Genomic DNA, 14,763 nt, shown 5'->3' with positions numbered 1-14,763 from the left:
ATCGCAGCCGCGCCTGGGCGTTACGCGCCTGGAAGCAGTGGAAGCGCCGGGCCCTGCGCAGCGGGCTGGAGCCGCTGAAGATCTTCGTCCGGCGCCTGGAGCCCTACCTGCCCGGCATCCTGGCCCACTGCCGGTGGCCGCTGGGCACCAACCTGGTCGAGGGCATCAACAACAAGATCAAGGTCATCAAGCGCATGGCCTACGGCTTCCGCGATGACGCCTACTTCTTCCTCAAGATCCGGGCGGCCTTCCCCGGAGTTGGGAGATGAACCACAAAAAAGCCCCCTCCCCGCTGGGCTTCGGGGAGGGGGCCATTTTTTTCTACGGCTATCGGGGCTTGATCAGATCAGCGGAGCCGGAGTGGCCGGCAGCGTGACCGGGGCGGCCTTCTTCTTCGAGGCCTTCTTCTTGGCCGGCTTCTTGGCGGCGGCCTTCTTCGCGGCAGGCTTCTTGGCGGCCTTCTTGGCGGCCGGCTTCTTCGCAGCCTTCTTGGCGGTCTTCTTCGCGGTCTTCTTCACCGCCTTCTTGGCGGTCTTCTTCGCGGTCTTCTTCACCGCCTTCTTGGCGGTCTTCTTCGCGGCCTTCTTCACCGTCTTCTTGGCGGCGGCCTTCTTCACGGTCTTCTTGGCGGCGGCCTTCTTGGCGGTCTTCTTGACGGCCTTCTTGGCGGCGGCCTTCTTGGCGACCTTCTTCACCGCCTTCTTGGCGGCGGGCTTCTTCTTCGCAGCTTTCTTCGTTGCCATGGGTGGCTCCTCGTCAGTGAACTACGGATGGGTAACGCCCAGTCTCGAAAACCCGCGGCGGTGTCCGCCGGGGAGAGAGTCCGTCGGCGCGATGGGCACGTCGATACGGATACGGTAACGCCCGCGCGAAGTCTCGGCGCGGGCGGTCAATCGGGTGGTCGCTGCTTTTCTTCGGGGGAAGCGGGCCGTATCCACCGTTCGAAGGTTCCTGGCGGATTCCCGAGTTTTGCTTCGCGTTGTGGTGTTGATTCGACTCACTCGCTTCGGCAGGCAGCGTCTGCTGGGCGAAACCTAATCACGGTTTTTTTCACTGTCAACACCCCGCCGGGATTTTTTCCGGCGTGGTCCGGGCCACGCCGGCGCAACTTCCGGGCGGTCCGGCGACGCGACGGCGAAGCAACGCGCGAACGCATTCCAGGCGCGCGCAATTCCAGTGCTGAAAACAAGCGGTTTTTTTTCGCGTGCGATTCGCGCGGCATTTTCGTCGCCGTCCGCATGCGCACGCAGCGACCGCGCCGGAGGCGTTCCGCCGATCGTCCAGGGGTGCGAAAAAATTTCTTCCGCGACGTTTCCTGTTCGCGTCGCACAAGCCGATTTGCGCAAGAACTGCGCAAGCCTCGGAGGGGGTTCGACGACGCCATCGCGCGCCGACGCATCCCGTCGTCGACGCCGAACGCGTGCACCCGGCCGTCCCGATTGCCGCCCCGCGCGCATTCCGCACGACGGTCGCCCATGCCCCGCGGCCAACGCGCCATCGACGCGTCGTGCACATGGCCTTCATGCATGTGCGCATGCCCAGCCCCGCGTCCTTCCGCGTCGCCGGAAAAGAAAACGCCCGCGCGGGGCGGGCGTTCTTCCTGGAAGCGGGCGGCGGGCGGTCAGTCGTCGTCGCTTTCGATCAGCTCGGCGTAGTCGTCGGGGGAGAGCAGCTCGGCCAGCTGGTCCGGGTCGCTGGCTTCCACGACGAACAGCCAGCCCTCGCCGTAGGCGTCCTCGTTGATGGTCTCCGGCTTGTCGGACAGGTCCGAGTTGACCTCGACGATCTTGCCGCTGACCGGGCTGTAGACGTCCGAGGCGGCCTTGACCGACTCCACCACCGCCACCGCGGCGCCGGCCTCGACCGAATCGCCGACGTTCGGCAGTTCGACGTAGACCAGGTCGCCGAGCAGGCCCTGGGCGTGGTCGGAGATGCCCACGGTCACGCGGCCGTTGCCTTCGACGCGGGCCCACTCGTGGGACTTGAGGAACTTGAGGTCGCCGGGGATCTCGCTCATGGGGGCTGCTCCGGTCACGCGTTTGGTCTGGATGGGATGGCTAGTTTAGCGGGGACCCTGCCGGGCGGGAAACGCCTCAGCCGAGCACGCCCGGCTGCGCCTGCCCGTCGCGCACGAACGGGAACTTCACCACCCGCACCGGCACTTCGCGCCCACGGATGTCGACACGCACGTTACCGGTCGCGCCGGCCGGTACCCGGGCGAAGGCGATCGCCTTGCCCAGCGTCGGCGAGAAGGTGCCCGACAGGATCTCGCCCTCGCCGCTGGCGGTCAGCACCTTCTGGCCGTGGCGCAGCACGCCCTTGTCGTCCATCACCAGGCCGACCATCTGCCGCGGTACGCCGGCGGCCTTCTGCGCCTCCAGGGCGGCGCGGCCAATGAAGTCGCGGCCTTCGTCCAGGGCGACGGTCCAGCCCAGCGCCGCTTCCCACGGCGTGGTCGACTCGTCCATGTCCTGGCCGTAGAGGTTCATGCCCGCCTCCAGGCGCAGGGTGTCGCGCGCGCCCAGGCCGGCCGGCTTCACCCCGGCCTCCAGCAGCGCGTTCCAGAACGCGACCGCCTCGCCTTCCGGCAGCACCACCTCGAAGCCGTCCTCGCCGGTATAGCCGGTGCGCGCCAGGAACAGCGGCACGCCGGCGGCCGACTGCACCTCCACCGCGGCGAAACGGCCCAGGCGGGTGGCGGCGTCGCGGTCGGATTCGCGCAGCAGCGCGATCACCTTGTCGCGGGCCTGCGGACCCTGCACGGCGACCAGGGCGAAGTCGGGGCGCTCGCGCACCTCGACGCCGAAGGCCGCGGCCTGGGCCCCGATCCACGCCAGGTCCTTGTCGCGGGTGGCGGCGTTGACCACCAGGCGGAAGAACGACTCGTCCATGTAATAGGCGATCAGGTCGTCGATCACCCCGCCCTTCTCGTCGAGCATGCAGCTGTACAGCGCCTTGCCCGGCACTTTCAGCTTGTCGACCGAGTTGGCCAGCAGGTGGCGCAGGAACCCACGCACGCGCTCGCCGTGCAGGTCGACCACGGTCATGTGGCTGACGTCGAACATGCCCGCCTCACGGCGGACCAGGTGGTGCTCGTCGATCTGGGAGCCGTAGTGGATCGGCATGTCCCAGCCGCCGAAGTCGACCATCTTGGCGCCGAGCGCGCGATGGGTTTCGTTGAGGATGGTCTTGCGGGTCATGGCATCTCGCCCGGAGGAAAAACGCCATTATCCCAGATGGGACCGTCGGGCCGGTGATGCACCAGCCATCAATGCGGCGCGATGCCGGTCACGGCCTGCCCCAGCGCCCGCCGGGCGGCCACGGCCACGCGCCAGGCCGAGCGCAGGAACACGCCCAGCAGCAGCCCCGCGACCAGCAGGTCGGGCCAGGCCGCGCCCGTCCACCACACCGCCGCGCCGGCCGCCAGCACCGCCAGGCCGTCGGCGATGTCGTTGCGCGCGCACTCGTAGGCCGAGGCCAGGTTGACGTCGCCACGGCGATGCGGGCGCAGCAGGGCCAGGCACAGCAGGTTGGCGGCCAGGTTCACCGCGCCGGCCCAGCCCATGGTCTCGAACAGCGGCAGGGCCGGATCGACGAACAGCCGCCAGGCGATGGACGCGGCCACCGCCAGCGCCGCGACCAGGATCATCGCCGCCTTGAACATCGCCACCCGGGCCTTGGCCCGCAGCGAGGAGGCGACCACCGCCAGGCTCAGCGCATAGGTCAGCGCGTCGCCGAGATTGTCCAGGGCACCGGACAGCAGCGCGGTGGAACGCGCGGACAAGGCGGCGGCGACCATCAGCACGAAGGTCGCCGCGTTGAGCAGCAGCACGATCCACAGCACGCGGCGCTGCCGCGCCTGCAGCCGCCGCGCCTCGACCTCGCAGCCGCAGCGGCCGGCCACCTCAGCCTTCCCCTGGCGCCCCGCGCATGGAGGCCATGGCGATCAGGCCTCCTGCACCTTCAGCACCATGCCGTCGACCGCGACCACCCGCACCGGCGTGCCGGCCGGCAGCTCCGGACCTTCGACCACCCAGAACGCGTCGCCGATCCTGATCCGGCCGCGGCCGCCGGCGATGGGCTGGTCCAGCGGCGCGACCACGCCGATGTTCTGCTCGGCGCGGCGGTTGAGCAGCGGGCGGTCGCTCTGCCGGCCGGTGTCGCGGAACCACTTCCGGTAGATCTGGATCGAGACGAAGCTCAGCACCACGAAGGCCGCCACCTGCGCCAGCACCGGCACATCGGGCAGCAGCAGCACCAGCAGGAACACCGCCGCGGCGGCGAAACCCATCCACAGCATGAAGGCCCCGGGGGCCAGCGTCTCGGCGGCGATCAGCAGCAGGGCCGCCGCCGCCCAGGTCACCACGTCCCAGCGCATGGCCTCACTCCCCCAGCCGCGGCGGCTGCGCGCGCCGCGACGACGTCGAGGCCTGCTGGCCGGAAAGCGCTTCCTTCGCCAGTTCGGCGATGCCGGCGATGGAACCGATCACGCCACTGGCCTCCATCGGCATCAGCACGAACTTCTGGTTCGGCGCGGTGGCGAGCTCCTTGAACGCCTCCACGTACTTCTGCGCGACGAAGTAGTTGATCGCCTGCACGTCGCCCTTGGCGATGGCTTCGGACACCATCGAGGTGGCCCTGGCCTCGGCCTCGGCCAGGCGTTCGCGCGCCTCGGCGTCGCGGAACGCGGCCTCCTTGCGGCCCTCGGCCTCCAGCACCGCCGCCTGCTTCTCGCCGTCGGCGCGCAGGATCTCGGCCTGGCGCAGGCCCTCGGCCTCGAGGATCTGCGCGCGCTTCTCGCGCTCGGCCTTCATCTGCCGCGCCATTGCGTCGACCAGGTCGCGCGGCGGCTGGATGTCGCGGATCTCGATGCGGGTCACCTTCACGCCCCACGGACTGGTCGCGTGGTCGACCACACCCAGCAGCTGGGCGTTGATCGCCTCGCGCTGGCTCAGCGATTCGTCCAGGTCCATCGAGCCGATCACGGTACGGATGTTGGTCTGGACCAGGGCGATCATCGCCACCTCCAGGTTCGCCACCTCGTACGCCGCCTTGGCCGCGTCCAGCACCTGGAAGAACACCACCCCGTCCACGCGCACGACCGCGTTGTCCTTGGTGATGACGTCCTGGCTGGGCACGTCCAGCACCTGCTCCATCATGTTCACCTTGCGGCCAATGCCGTAGACGATCGGGACCAGGAAGTGCAGGCCCGGATCAAGCGTGTGCGTGTACCTGCCGAAACGCTCCACCGTCCATTCGTAGCCCTGCGGCACCATGCGCACGGTCTTGAACAGCACGATGGCGCCGGCAACCAGCAGTACCAGCGTCAGGAAACCCGTCGTCATCCTTTCCTCCTCCTGGCCCGTCGGGCCATCCCCGGTCGGTCCCAGTATAGGGTCGGCCGGCGGCGGGAACCGGCGGGCGGCGGGCGCGGTCGCAGGGGAACGGCGACCGGCTGCGACGGTTTGCCCGCCCCGTGCATCCACAGCGCATATGAGCCAACCGTTCCCGCCCGCTTCCGCCAGCCTGGCCGCGCCGGCCAGCTGCCGGGCCTTCGTCCCGGCGATGCCGGCGGCCCACACGCGCGGCGACGCGGCCGCGCCACGCTCGGGTTTCGCCATCGACGTGCCCGAGACCCTGCTGGCTCGCGCGCGACGCGGCGAGCCGGCGGCCTTCGAGCAGCTGTACCGCTGGTTCGAGCGCCCGGTGTTCACCCTGGCGCTGCGCCTGTGCGGCGACCACGACGAGGCCTGCGAGGCGCTGCAGGAAACCATGCTCAAGCTGCTGCGCCGGATCGGCGAGTACCGCGGCAGCGGCCCGTTCTGGGGCTGGCTGCGGCAGATCGCGATCAACGAGGCGCTGCTGCGCCTGCGCCGCGGCCGCCGCCTCGACGACACCCTGCCGCTGGACGGCCAGGACTTCGAGGACCAGGCGCCACCCCCGCCGGCCGCCGCCGACGGCGCGCTGCTGCAGCGTGCGCTGCAGTCCCTGCCGGCGGCCACCCGCAGCGTGCTCTGGCTGTACCACGCCGAAGGCTATACCCACGAGGAAATCGCCGAACTGATGCAGCGCAGCCCGAGTTTCTCCAAATCGCAGCTCTCGCGCGGCACCCGCCGCCTGAGGGCGCTGCTGCAGGTCCAGGAGGTGTCCCATGCCTGAGCGCAATCATCCGCCCGCCACGACGCCGCCGGCCGACTGGCACGAGGCCTTCGCCGCGCTGCCGCTGGAAGCGCCGCGTGAGGACCAGTGGCCGCGCATCGCCACCGCGCTTCCCGGCGCACGCCGCCCGCGGCGCGTGCTGCCCTGGGCGCTGGCCGCGGCCACCGCCTGCCTGGCCGCGCTGCCGGCGCTGCAGCTGCTGCGCCAGCCAGCGCCGCAACCGGAAGCGGATACGCATGTGCCGGCGCCCACCACTTCGATGCCGGCCACCAGCGGCACGGTCGCCATTCACCAGGATCCGGCACCGGAACCGGCGCCCATCGCACCGACGACGTCCGACGGCCCCGTCCAGCCCGCTTCCACGCCGCCAGCGACGGTGGCGGCGACGCGGGAACCGGTCGCAAAGCCCGCCGCCGACCTGCGCCCGCTGCAGGAGGAATCGGCCCGCCTCGAACGACTGCTCGGGAGCCTCGCCGGCACCCAGGGCGGCGACGGCCTGCAGCTGGCGCTCGCCGCCTCGCTGCAGGCGGAAGTCGCCGGCATCGACGACGCGCTGGCCCGCCCGGCGCTCGACGACGGTGCGCGCGCCGGGCTGTGGCAGCAGCGCGTCGAGGCGCTGCGCGAACTGGCCAGCCTCGCCGCCGACCAGCGCTGGCAGGCGCTGTACGGCGGCGACTCCAGCGCCTACGCGCTCGTCCAGGTCTATTGATCCCCATCCGCTTCCCTACCCGAGAACGACACCATGGATACCCGTTCCCTTCCCTTCCGCCGGCTCGCCCCGCTTGCGCTGGCCCTGGCCTGCGCGATCGCCGCCCCGGCCATGGCCGCCGACAAGGACGACGCGGCGCAGCGCAAGGAACTCGACCAGGCGCGCAAGGAACTGCAGGCCGCCGCCGCCCGCGTCGCCGAACTGAGCCGCGAACTGCAACTTGACGGCGACGCGCTGCGCTTCGTGATCGATGGCGCCGGCGTGTCGGCGAAGCCGCGCCTGGGCGTGCTGCTGGGCGTGGACGAACAGAGCGGCGTGCGCATCGCCGGCGTCACCCCGGGCGGCGGCGCCGACAAGGCCGGCCTGAAGAGCGGCGACCGCCTGCTGCGCATCGGCGGCAAGCCCATCGCCGGCAGCAACGGCGAGGCCCGCGTCGAAGCCGCGCGCGAGGCCCTGGCCGACCTGGCCGAAGGCAAGCCGGTGCGTATCACCTACCAGCGCGACGGCAGGCAGCACGACGTCGACGTCACCCCCGCGCCGACCCGGAGCTTCGCCTTCACCCGCGGCCTCGGCCTGGATGCCAGCGAGCTGGCGACGCTGGCCGACAGCCCGGAGCTGGCCAGGCTGAGGGAACTGGCGCCGAAGCTGCGCGGCGAAGTGCTGCAGCTGTCGCGCTCGCTCGACTGCACCGATGGCAAGTGCAGCGCCCCGCTGCTGGCCGAGGCGTTGCGCTGGGACGGCCTCAACCTGCTCGCGCTGGAACCGCAGCTGGGCCGTTACTTCGGCACCGATCGCGGCGTGCTGGTGCTGCAGCAGGGCAACCTGCCAGGGCTGCAGCCGGGCGACGTGATCCAGGAGATCGAAGGCAAGGCGGTCGCCAGCCCGCGCGAGGCGATGCAGGCGATGAGCGCGAAGAAGCCTGGCGAGAAGGCCAGGGTCGGCGTCCTGCGCGACCGCAGCCGCAAGGAGGTGATGGTCACCGTGCCCGAGCGGCTGCGCACGCTGGACTTCGTGCCCGCGCCTCCGGCGCCACCGGCCCCGCCCGCGCCGCCTGCGCCGGCGCCGCGGCCGAAGAACACGGCGGTGCTGTAGGTGCGATCCCCGGCGGATGGCATCCGGGGATGCCGTCCGCACGGGAGAACCGCAAGGTGCGACGTGACGGCCGGCCTCGTGCCGGCCGTGTCGCTTCCGACGGCCGGCGCTGCCAGCGCCGGCACACCGTCACTTGGTCAGGATCAGCTTGTCGTTGCTGGTGTGGCGCAGGCGGTATACCCGGTCACCGTGGCGGATCAGGATTTCGCGGCGACCCCTGAGCAGCTGGTCGCTGTCCAGCACCAGGTCATCGGCCTGCAGGGCGGGCACGGCCTCGCGGGCGGGTTCGGCGTGCGGCAGGGTGAGGCGATGCACGTTCATCGGGAGCTCCAGGTGGAGGGGCGTGGAACCCGCTTGATGATAATAATTCGCATTTACTTGTCAACCGCTCAGCCGGCCGCGGCCACCTCCAGCTGCCGCCACACCTGCTCGTCGTAGCGGTCCACCAGTTCCAGCGCGCGCATGTTCTCCTCCAGCTGGGCCAGGCCGCTGGCGCCCAGGATCACGCTGCTGACGTGCGGGTTGCGCAGGCACCAGGCGATGGCCAGCGGCGCCGGCTTCTCGCCCAGCCCGGCGGCGACCTGGACGAAACGCTGCGCGCGCTCCAGGCGGCGCTCGCCGCTGTGTCCTACCACCAGCTTCTGCAGCCAGCCGGCGTCGGGCTGGGCGAGGCGGCCTTCGCGATGGATGCCGTCGGTGTACTTGCCGGTCAGCAGGCCGGAGGCCAGCGGCGACCAGATCGTGGTGCCCAGGCCCAGTTCCGAATAGAGGGGCGCGTACTCGAGCTCCACCCGTTCGCGGTGCAGCAGGTTGTACTGCGGCTGCTCCATGGTCGGCGGGGTGAGGTGGTTGGCGCGGGCGAACTTCGCCGCCTCGCGGATCAGGTCCACCGGCCACTCCGAGGTGCCCCAGTACAGGACCTTTCCCTGCCGCACCAGCAGGTCCATCGCCGCCACGGTCTCGCCCACCGGCGTGTCCGGATCGGGGCGGTGGCAGTAATAGAGGTCCAGGTGCTCCACCCGCAGGCGCTTCAGCGCGGCGTGGCAGGCCTCGACCACGTGCTTGCGCGACAGCCCGCGCTGGGTGGGCCGCGGGTCTTCCACGGCGCCGAAGAACACCTTGCTCGACACGCAGAAGCCGTCGCGCGGCAGCCTCAGGTCGGCGATCACGTCGCCCATCACCCGTTCGGCCTCGCCGTTGGCGTACGCCTCGGCGTTGTCGAAGAAGTTGATGCCGTGGTCCCAGGCGACAGCGACGAGCTCGCGGGCCTGGCTGCGCCCGACCTGGCGGCCGAAGGTCATCCAGGCGCCGAACGACAGTGCGGACAGCTTCAGGCCGGAAGCACCGAGGCGGCGGTATTGCATGGGCGGTCTCCGCGGAAAACCCCGATTGTAGGCCGGCCATGCCAGGGAGGCCGCGAGGGTCGTGCCGCCCGCGCCGGCCCGCCGGCCGCGCAGGTGGCAGGCCTGCGCAGCCGGACCAGGTGAGCACGGCCACCGGCGGCGCAGGAACGGCCGCAGCCGCGCGTAGCGCGGCTCCCGGCGGGCTGGACCTTCGTGCACGGGCGCCGGGACCGCCAAACTGCTACGATTTCGCGATTCTTTAACATCCACAGGGAACCCCATGATCGAGGCACTCGGACGGATCGGCTTCGGCCTGTTCGGATTGGCCGTGCTGATCGGCATCGTCTGGCTGTGCTCGAACAACCGCCGCGCGGTGGACTGGAAGCTGGTCATCACCGGCGTGGTCCTGCAGATCGCCTTCGCCACCCTGGTCCTGCTGGTGCCGGGCGGCAAGAACGTCTTCGACTGGCTCAGCCACGGCTTCGTGAAGATCCTGAGCTTCGTCGCCGAGGGTTCCAACTTCATCTTCGGCAGCCTGATGGACATCCAGTCCAACGGCTTCATCTTCGCCTTCCAGGTGCTGCCGACGATCATCTTCTTCTCGGCGCTGATGGGCGTGCTCTACCACCTCGGGGCGATGCAGGCGGTGGTACGGGCGATGGCCTGGGCGATCACCAAGCTCATGCGCGTATCCGGCGCGGAGACCACCAGCGTCTGCGCCAGCGTGTTCATCGGCCAGACCGAGGCGCCGCTGACCGTGCGCCCGTACATCGCCAAGATGACCCAGTCCGAGCTGCTGACCATGATGATCGGCGGCATGGCCCACATCGCCGGCGGCGTGCTGGCGGCCTACGTGGGCATGCTCGGCGGCGGCGACCCGGCGCAGCAGGCGTTCTTCGCCAAGCACCTGCTGGCCGCCAGCATCATGGCCGCGCCGGCCACCCTGGTGATCGCCAAGATCCTGGTGCCGGAAACCGGCGAGCCGCTGACCCGCGGCACGGTGAAGATGGAGGTCGAGAAGACCACCGCCAACGTCATCGACGCGGCCGCGGCCGGCGCCGGCGATGGCCTGCGCCTGGCGCTCAACATCGGCGCGATGCTGCTGGCCTTCATCGCCCTGATCGCGCTGGTCGACGCCCCGCTCAAGTGGTTCGGCGAGGTCACCGGCATTGCCGCCGCGCTCGGCCAGCCGACCAGCCTGTCGACCATCCTCGGCTACGTGCTGGCCCCGATCGCCTGGGTGATCGGCACCCCATGGGCGGACGCGACCACGGTCGGTTCGCTGATCGGCCAGAAGATCGTGATCAACGAGTTCGTCGCCTACACCCAGCTGGCCAGCGTGGTGAACGGCCAGGTGCCGAACGTCTCGCTGAGCCCCGAGGGCGCGCTGATCGCCACCTACGCGCTGTGCGGCTTCGCCAACTTCAGCTCGATCGCGATCCAGATCGGCGGCATCGGCGGCCTGGCCCCGGAGCGCCGCCAGGACCTGGCCCGCTTCGGCCTGCGCGCCGTGCTCGGCGGCTCCATCGCCACCTTCATGACCGCGACGATCGCCGGCGTCCTCACGCACTTCGGCTGAGCCGTCCGCCAGATTCCAGCAAGAGGCGGGCCCGCGTGGCCCGCCGTTTCCGTTTCCCGTTGCAGAGCTTGTGCAGGTAATCCCATGAATCCGGTCATCGTCGTCGGTTCGTTCAATGTCGACCACGTCTGGCGCTGCGCCGAGCTGCCGGCCGTGGGCGCGACCATCGCCGGCCAGTACGCCACCGGACCGGGCGGCAAGGGCTTCAACCAGGCCGTGGCCGCGGCGCGCGCCGGCGCCCGCACCGCGTTCGTGTGCGCGCTGGGCGACGATGCCGGCGGCGCCCTCGCCCGCCAGCTGGCCGCCGCCGACCGCATCGACCTGCGCGCCGAGGCCAGCGAACAGCCCACCGGCACCGCCGGCATCTACGTCGACGCACGCGGCCGCAACAGCATCGTGATCGGCCCGGGCGCCAACGGCGCCCTCTCGGCCGCCCATGTCGGTGCCGACCCGGCCCTGCTGGCCGGCGCCCGCGTGCTGCTGGCCCAGCTCGAGTCGCCGGTGGACACGATCGAGGCAGCGCTGGCCCTGGCCCGCCAGGCCGGCGCCACCACCGTGCTCAACCCGGCCCCGGCCAACGCCTCCACCAGCATCAGCCTGCTGCGCCTGGCCGACGTGCTGACCCCGAACGAGACCGAGTTCGCCGCCCTGCTCTCGCGCCACGTCGGCGAGCGCGTGGACGCCGAGGCGGTGGCCGCGCTCGACGGCGCCAGCCTGCACGGCCTGTGCCGCAAGCTGCTGCCGCACGGCACCGTGGTCGTCACCCTCGGCTCGGTCGGCGCCTTCGTCTCGCATCCGGACGAGGCCACGCGCGGCGACGCGCAGCCCTACTACCGCGTCGGCGCCGAAAGCGTGTCGGCCAGCGACACCACCGGTGCCGGCGACGCCTTCAACGGCGCCCTGGTGGCCTCGCTGGCGAACAACGCCGGCGCCGCCTTCGCCAGCCACGTGCGCTTCGCCAACCGCTACGCCGCGCTGTCGACCGAGCGCCCGGGCGCGGCCGTGGCGATGCCGCAGCTGGCCGAAGTGCAGGAGCGCTTCCCCGGCTGAGCCGACGGGCTCGCGGCGGCCTCCGGGCCCGTCGCGCCGTCGCGGCCACGGGGTGGCACGTAGAATCCGCGCCATGCGCATCGGCCCCTACAGCATCGAACCGCGCGTGGTCCTGGCCCCGATGGCCGGGGTCACCGACAAGCCGTTCCGGCTGCTGTGCAAGCGCCTGGGCGCGGGGCTGGCGGTGTCGGAGATGACCATCTCCGATCCGCGCTTCTGGGGCACGCGCAAGTCGCTGCACCGCATGGACCACGCCGGCGAGCCGGAACCGGTCAGCGTGCAGATCGCCGGCACCGAGCCGCGCCAGCTGGCCGAGGCGGCGCGCTACAACGTCGACCACGGCGCGCAGATCATCGACATCAACATGGGCTGCCCGGCCAAGAAGGTGTGCAACGCCTGGGCCGGTTCGGCGCTGATGCGCGACGAGGCGCTGGTCGCGCGCATCCTCGAGGCGGTGGTCGCCGCGGTCGAGGTGCCGGTGACGCTGAAGATCCGCACCGGCTGGTGTGCCGAGGTGCGCAACGCGCCGACCATCGCGCGCATCGCCGAGGACGCCGGCATCGCCGCGCTGGCGATCCACGGCCGCACCCGCAACCAGCACTACACCGGGCAGGCCGAGTACGACACCATCGCCGAGGTGAAGTCGCGCCTGCGCATCCCGGTGGTCGCCAACGGCGACATCGACTCGCCGGCCAAGGCCGCCTACGTGCTGCGCCACACCGGCGCCGACGCAGTGATGGTCGGCCGCGCCGCGCAGGGCCGGCCGTGGATCTTCCGCGCGATCGCGCATTACTTGGCCACCGGCGAGGAACTGCCCGAGCCCGGAGTGGAGGAAGTGCGCGACATCCTGCTCGGACACCTCGCCGCGCTGCACGCGTTCTACGGCGAGGAACACGGCGTGCGCATCGCCCGCAAGCACCTGGGCTGGTACGCGAAGGACCGGCCGGAAAACGCCGCGTTCCGCGCGGTGGTCAACCGCGCGCAGGGCGCGGAGGAACAGTTGCGGCTCACCGCCGACTACTTCGACGCGCTCGCCGCCGGCGTGCCGCCGCCGATGCTTTCGGCCGCGTAGAACCGCTGTCCCGAAGGTTGCTTCATGTAACCATCCTTCGCGTAAACGTGACTATGGACACGTGCATTCCGGCACTGGGTAATCGCGTGCGACGGGAAGATTCTGGACGCGCCGGACTTCCGGGCCGAGGCATCCCTCCCGGCCCTTCCACGTGGGCTCCCCCGCCCCAGGAGGTTGTCATGTTTGCACGCATCGCCGTTGTCACGGCCGCGCTGGCCGTCGCTCCTTCCGCTTTCGCCGCCGATGTCTCCCTCGCCGACCTGTCGCGCGACACCGGCGTCAGCGAACGCCACCTGCGCATGGTCGCCGGAGCACGCACGCCGTATCCGGAGTACCGGATCGTGTTCGACCGCGTCGAGCGCCAGCTGAAGAGCACGCTGGGCGACGAGGGCTACCACCACCTGCTCAAGGGCGAAGTCGCCGCGGCCAGCGAGGCCTACCGCGAGCGCGCCGCCGCCACTGCGGCCCGCGAGAAGGAAGCGGAAGCCGCCAGGGCGCGCAACCAGGGTTGAGCGGTCAGCGCCCGCCGACCGCGTCCTGCACCGGGGTGCCGGTTTCCGGCATCCCGGCCGGCGGCGGCGCGTGCCAGATCCGGTCCCACATCGAGGCGATGCGGCGAGACGCTTCCCACGGGAGGCGCAGCTGCTCGGGCGGTATCCGACGCCAGGCCTCGCCGTCGCGCTCGGCGACCGCGAAGACGAAGGTGTAATCGGGCTCGGCGCCCATGCGCAGGTCGCTCAGTTCGAGCCGGCCGTCGTGCACGCGCGCCTTCATGAAGCCGTGGTTGAACCAGGCCAGGCGCGCCACCGCCGGAATCTGCGCGGCCTCGGCCAGCGCCTGCGTGTCCGAACGGTAGGCACGGAACTGCATCGGCCCGTGGTCGGCGACCAGCGAACGCTCGCCTTCGACGAATCCGTCCGGGGTCATCGCCACCACCCGCCACAGCAGGGTGTTGAACGGCATCGGCACCGAGAAACGCGGCGCCTCGCCCAGCCTCATCTCCGCGAGGCTCCGCCGTGCCTCGCGCTCGACCATCGCCTTGGCCAGCAGCGACCAGCCCAGGTAGGCGCTGCTCAGCGCCAGGCCGGCCACCAGCGCGTGCCCGGCCAGCTTCCGCCCGCGCGCGAACCAGGCCACCGCGCAGGCCAGCAGCAGCCACAGCGTGTACGCCGGATCGATGATGAACACGCTCGACCACATCACCGGCCGCAGCGGCAGCGGCCACAGCAGCTGCGTGCCGTAGACGGTGAACGCGTCCAGCAGCGGATGGGTCGCCAGCGCCAGCTGGATCGCCCAGAACCAGCGCCGCGGCGACTCCGCCACCCGCCCCTTTCCGTAGCGCCGGAACAGCCACCAGATCGTCCAGCCCACGAACGGCAGCACCAGCAGGGAATGGCTGAGGCCACGGTGCAGGGTCATCCGCGCGACCGGGTCGTCGGTGAACAGCGCCAGCGGCAGCGAATCGAGGTCCGGCAGGGTGCCAAGCGCGGCGCCCGCCAGCAGCGCGGCGCGGCGATGGCCGGCCGGCGCGATGGCGGCGGCGACCGCGCCTCCGAGGACGATCTGGGTCAGCGAATCCATCCACGGATGCTAGCAGCAGGCCCGGATGCGGCAGCGCCGGCAGTGGCGCGCGCGGGGCGCTGGGCGTCGGCCCATGCATGAATCCTTAACCTGCCGCCCCTGCCGCGGCGGGCAGAATGCACCCACGCCCCCGGCCGTGTATCATGCGCGGCCATCTTTTCATCCGAATACAGGGATA

17 protein-coding genes are annotated in these 14,763 nt (G+C 71.0%); 8 read left to right on the top strand and 9 right to left on the bottom strand.

From position 1 onward, the window contains the following. Positions 1-269 (top strand): transposase (locus PSEJ35_RS0111600; RefSeq protein WP_028917943.1); only part of this gene is annotated, 269 nt, incomplete at its 5' end. A gap of 72 nt (positions 270-341) precedes the next feature. On the opposite strand, the gene PSEJ35_RS0111595 is transcribed toward PSEJ35_RS0111600, so the two are convergent. The 6 genes from PSEJ35_RS0111595 to PSEJ35_RS0111570 all read right to left on the bottom strand — a co-directional run bounded on the left by PSEJ35_RS0111595 (position 342) and on the right by PSEJ35_RS0111570 (position 5,345). Continuing rightward, on the bottom strand, positions 342-743 hold the full coding sequence (locus tag PSEJ35_RS0111595; protein ID WP_028917942.1) for a hypothetical protein: 402 nt from the start codon (positions 741-743) through the stop codon (positions 342-344). 878 nt (positions 744-1,621) lie between these two features. Further along, entirely contained in the window at positions 1,622-2,017 is a 396-nt protein-coding gene (gene gcvH, locus PSEJ35_RS0111590; protein WP_028917941.1) for a glycine cleavage system protein GcvH, read from the bottom strand. Between the two features lie 76 nt (positions 2,018-2,093). Continuing rightward, entirely contained in the window at positions 2,094-3,200 is a 1,107-nt protein-coding gene (gene gcvT, locus PSEJ35_RS0111585) for a glycine cleavage system aminomethyltransferase GcvT (RefSeq protein WP_028917940.1), read from the bottom strand. Positions 3,201-3,268: 68 nt separating this feature from the next. Beyond that, positions 3,269-3,904, bottom strand: a complete 636-nt coding sequence (locus tag PSEJ35_RS0111580; protein ID WP_028917939.1) for a cation transporter — start codon at positions 3,902-3,904, stop codon at positions 3,269-3,271. Between the two features lie 42 nt (positions 3,905-3,946). Further along, positions 3,947-4,378, bottom strand: a complete 432-nt coding sequence (locus PSEJ35_RS0111575; RefSeq protein ID WP_028917938.1) for an NfeD family protein — start codon at positions 4,376-4,378, stop codon at positions 3,947-3,949. 4 nt (positions 4,379-4,382) lie between these two features. After that, positions 4,383-5,345: an SPFH domain-containing protein gene (locus PSEJ35_RS0111570; RefSeq protein WP_028917937.1), complete on the bottom strand. Its 963-nt coding sequence runs from the start codon at positions 5,343-5,345 to the stop codon at positions 4,383-4,385. Positions 5,346-5,493: 148 nt separating this feature from the next. Here PSEJ35_RS0111570 and PSEJ35_RS0111565 point away from each other — a divergent pair, with 148 nt between their 5' ends. Genes PSEJ35_RS0111565 through PSEJ35_RS0111555 form a run of 3 tightly spaced genes read left to right on the top strand, consistent with a single transcriptional unit; the run spans position 5,494 to position 7,960 of the window. Next, positions 5,494-6,159, top strand: a complete 666-nt coding sequence (locus PSEJ35_RS0111565) for a sigma-70 family RNA polymerase sigma factor (RefSeq protein ID WP_084635531.1) — start codon at positions 5,494-5,496, stop codon at positions 6,157-6,159. After that, positions 6,152-6,868: a hypothetical protein gene (locus PSEJ35_RS0111560; RefSeq protein WP_028917935.1), complete on the top strand. Its 717-nt coding sequence runs from the start codon at positions 6,152-6,154 to the stop codon at positions 6,866-6,868. The genes PSEJ35_RS0111565 and PSEJ35_RS0111560 overlap by 8 nt, the downstream gene beginning before the upstream one ends. Positions 6,869-6,901: 33 nt before the next feature. Further along, entirely contained in the window at positions 6,902-7,960 is a 1,059-nt protein-coding gene (locus tag PSEJ35_RS0111555; protein WP_028917934.1) for a PDZ domain-containing protein, read from the top strand. 129 nt (positions 7,961-8,089) lie between these two features. Here PSEJ35_RS0111555 and PSEJ35_RS0111550 read toward each other — a convergent pair whose 3' ends face one another. Next, entirely contained in the window at positions 8,090-8,281 is a 192-nt protein-coding gene (locus PSEJ35_RS0111550) for a hemin uptake protein HemP (protein WP_028917933.1), read from the bottom strand. 68 nt (positions 8,282-8,349) lie between these two features. Next, positions 8,350-9,324 (bottom strand): aldo/keto reductase, encoded by a 975-nt coding sequence (locus PSEJ35_RS0111545; RefSeq protein WP_028917932.1) that lies wholly within the window; start codon positions 9,322-9,324, stop codon positions 8,350-8,352. Positions 9,325-9,583: 259 nt separating this feature from the next. Here PSEJ35_RS0111545 and PSEJ35_RS0111540 point away from each other — a divergent pair, with 259 nt between their 5' ends. From PSEJ35_RS0111540 to PSEJ35_RS0111525, 4 genes are all read left to right on the top strand, one after another. Next, positions 9,584-10,882, top strand: coding sequence for a nucleoside transporter C-terminal domain-containing protein (locus tag PSEJ35_RS0111540; protein ID WP_028917931.1), 1,299 nt, complete (start codon positions 9,584-9,586; stop codon positions 10,880-10,882). 84 nt (positions 10,883-10,966) lie between these two features. Continuing rightward, positions 10,967-11,932, top strand: a complete 966-nt coding sequence (locus PSEJ35_RS0111535) for a ribokinase (RefSeq protein ID WP_028917930.1) — start codon at positions 10,967-10,969, stop codon at positions 11,930-11,932. Between the two features lie 73 nt (positions 11,933-12,005). Next, complete coding sequence (dusB, locus tag PSEJ35_RS0111530; RefSeq protein ID WP_028917929.1) at positions 12,006-13,004, top strand: tRNA dihydrouridine synthase DusB; 999 nt, start codon at positions 12,006-12,008, stop codon at positions 13,002-13,004. A 179-nt stretch (positions 13,005-13,183) separates the two neighbouring features. After that, entirely contained in the window at positions 13,184-13,516 is a 333-nt protein-coding gene (locus tag PSEJ35_RS0111525) for a hypothetical protein (RefSeq protein WP_028917928.1), read from the top strand. A 4-nt stretch (positions 13,517-13,520) separates the two neighbouring features. Here PSEJ35_RS0111525 and PSEJ35_RS0111520 read toward each other — a convergent pair whose 3' ends face one another. Continuing rightward, positions 13,521-14,585: a metal-dependent hydrolase gene (locus PSEJ35_RS0111520; protein ID WP_028917927.1), complete on the bottom strand. Its 1,065-nt coding sequence runs from the start codon at positions 14,583-14,585 to the stop codon at positions 13,521-13,523. Positions 14,586-14,763 lie beyond the last annotated feature (178 nt).

Origin of the sequence: Pseudoxanthomonas sp. J35, assembly GCF_000513995.1 — a bacterium.
GTDB lineage: Bacteria > Pseudomonadota > Gammaproteobacteria > Xanthomonadales > Xanthomonadaceae > Pseudoxanthomonas.
The sequence above is the reverse complement of the archived record's forward strand: the minus strand, read 5'-3'. Positions and strand labels throughout refer to the sequence as shown.